The sequence below is a fragment of the Pseudoalteromonas sp. S558 genome (genome assembly GCF_005886635.1).
GTDB lineage: Bacteria > Pseudomonadota > Gammaproteobacteria > Enterobacterales > Alteromonadaceae > Pseudoalteromonas > Pseudoalteromonas aliena.
Window position 1 is genome coordinate 1 of sequence record NZ_PNDU01000738.1, and the last position, 318, is coordinate 318.

The 318-nt window shown below is 42.1% G+C and carries 1 protein-coding gene; it reads left to right on the forward strand.

Annotated elements, in window-relative coordinates:
* Nucleotides 1–318 (forward strand): transposase (locus CWB66_RS22140; protein ID WP_138587041.1); only part of this gene is annotated, 318 nt, incomplete at both ends.

Below are 318 nucleotides of genomic sequence, written 5' to 3' on the forward strand. Positions count from 1 at the left end.
ACTACAAGCCTGACTTATCCTGTCAAAATAAATTCATTCCTATCAATTTCGCTGAGCAAATTCTGCCTGGCACTTTTGAGTATGCCCTTTGTTATATTGTCGAAAATAAACTCGATTTATCGGGATTTGCCGCGTGGTACAACAATGACAAAACGGGCGCGGCGGCGTACCCACCCTCGGTAATGCTAAAGATTATTTTACTGGGTTATGCACATGGTTTAATTAGTAGCCGCCGAATTGCAAAGGCTTGCGAGCATAATATTTTATTTATGAGTGTGTCGGGTGATATCCAGCCACCTTACACATCTATAGAGGGTT